2 protein-coding genes are annotated in these 2,369 nt (G+C 56.6%); both read left to right on the top strand.

Annotation, left to right across the window (positions count from 1 at the left end; genetic code table 11):
- On the top strand, positions 1-489 hold a 489-nt coding region (locus EK22_RS21710; RefSeq protein WP_036254423.1), incomplete at its 5' end, for an MMPL family transporter.
- 177 nt (positions 490-666) lie between these two features.
- The coding region (locus EK22_RS21705; RefSeq protein WP_036254421.1) for an MMPL family transporter at positions 667-2,369 on the top strand (1,703 nt) is incomplete at its 3' end.

Genomic DNA, 2,369 nt, shown 5'->3' with positions numbered 1-2,369 from the left:
CCGGTCATTTACCTGGAATCGGGCAACGCGATCGTGCAAGCCTTTCGGCAGGCACTGATCGGCGCGCTGGCGGCCATCGTCCTGGTATTGCTGCTTACCCAGCGCAACATCAAGAATACCCTGTTGATTCTCCTGCCCCTGCTGATGACGGCCATCCTGACCGGCGCCTCGACGGTGATCATGGACAATCCGTTCAATTTCGCCAACATCATCATCATCCCGCTGCTTTTCGGACTCGGCGTCGATGGCGGCATTTATATCATGTACCGTTTACGGAACCCGGCCGAGGAGGCCAGCGTACTGCGCACCAGCACGGCCAGAGGCGTGGTGTTCAGCGGCCTGACCACGCTCTGCAGTCTGGTCAGCATGGCGTTCACGCCGCATCTGGGCCTGGCGAGCATGGGACAACTGCTGGCCATCGGCCTGATACTGACGATTGTCTGCACACTGATCATACTGCCGGCGTTTGCCAATAGGGTGCAAGACTGACGGAGGATTTCTGATAATACAGTAACCAGCCAATATCGCTCATGGCGGACAAAAGCGCTGCCGCCCTGTTTGATGCCGGATCAATTAAAAAAAGCCCATGCGTAACACCAATCAGGATTTCGCAGTCTAAAGGCGACAGTCCTTTGATACTCACCGATATGAAAACAGAGGTGAAGCATGAAGAGAATTCCCGAAGTTTACAGTGCATTTCTGGTCAAACTGGAAACCGGCGTGTTGCGTCACCCGAAGACGCTGCTTCTGCTGATCCTCCTGGCCTGCGGAGCCAGCCTGTTTTATACGGTCCGAAATCTGGGCATCGATACCGATACCACCAAAATACTGTCGGAGGAACTGCCCTTTCTGCAAAACCGGGAACGCTTCATCGAGGCTTTTCCGCAGGATGACCAGGCCATCCTGGTCGTTGTCGACACCCCAACGCCGGAACAGGCCACTCGCGCGGTTAATTACCTCGACACACAGTTTGGCAACGAAAAACAGCGGATAAAATCGATCTACATCCCCGGCGCCGGGGAATTCTTCGACCGGCACGGCCTGCTTTACCTCGACCTGGACGAGCTCGAGGATCTGGCCGCCAAGCTGGCCGAAGCCCAGCCCTTCATCGGCACCCTGTCCAGGGACAACAGCCTGAAAAGTTTGCTGTCCATTCTCGAACAGGCCATTACCACGGACGAGCGTGAACTGCCGGTCGACCTGAATCCCTTGCTCGATAAAATTCGCCTGGCGGTCCGGGCCGTGCTGGACAGTAAATCCTATCGGCTGTCCTGGCAGCAGATGATGATTGGAGAAGAGGACCAGGAACTGTTGAGCACCCGGCGCTTCATCCTGGTCCAGCCGACACTGGACTTCACCGAGCTGACGCCGGCCGAAAAATCGGTGGAAGCGGTGCGGGCTATTGTGGAAAAGGCCAAACAAGATCTGCCGGGAGTCAGCATCCGCCTGACCGGCGAAGTCGTGCTGGAACACGACGAATTGGCCACGGTGACCTACAGCGCCGAAATCGCCTCGCTGTTTTCCTTTATTCTGGTCTCCCTGACTTTAATGACCGGTTATCGGTCGGTAAAAATGATGCTGGTCACGCTCAGCGTCATATTGATGGGGCTGATTCTGACTGCCGGCTTTGCCACGCTTGCCATCGGGCATTTGAATATCATTTCCATCGCCTTTGCGACTTTGTATATCGGCATCGGCGACGATTACGCGGTTCAATTATCCCTGCGCTATCGGGAATTGCTGCGCCAGCAACCGTCCCGGCAACAGGCGCTGATCAGTGCCGTGCGCAAAGTCGGTCCCTCCATTACCCTGTGCGCGATCACCGGCGCGACAGGCTTCTTTGCCTTCGTCCCGACCGCCTACACCGGCGTCTCAGAGCTGGGCATCATCTCCGGCGTGGGTATCTTTATCTCACTGCTGATTACATTTACGGCGCTGACGGCGCTGTTGCTGCTGTTTCCGCCGAAACTAACGCCCGCCGCGAAATCCGAGAGTCTGTTTCCGGATTGGGTTTACCGCATCCCGATGCGGCATGCAACCCTGATCAAATGGACAGCGGCCGCATTGACACTTGCCGGCCTGGCCCTGCTGACCCAGGCTCGGTTCGACATCAATCCGATCAACTTGCGCGCCCCCGACACCGAGTCGGTCGCCACGTTCAGGGAACTGCTGACCGCTAAGGATGAGTCGCCAATGACGCTGACAGTGTTGAGCGAAAACAAAGCGGAGGCGTTCGCCAAGGCCCGAAAGCTGAAGCGACTGGATTCGGTCGATAATGCGATCACGATTGTCGATTATATTCCCGATAATCAGGACGCCAAGCTGGCCATCATCGAGGATCTGGCTTTAGTGATGGGGCTCCAGCTGAC

The organism is Methylobacter sp. BBA5.1 (assembly GCF_000746145.1).
GTDB lineage: Bacteria > Pseudomonadota > Gammaproteobacteria > Methylococcales > Methylomonadaceae > Methylobacter > Methylobacter marinus.
This window is presented reverse-complemented; position numbering and strand designations above follow the sequence as displayed.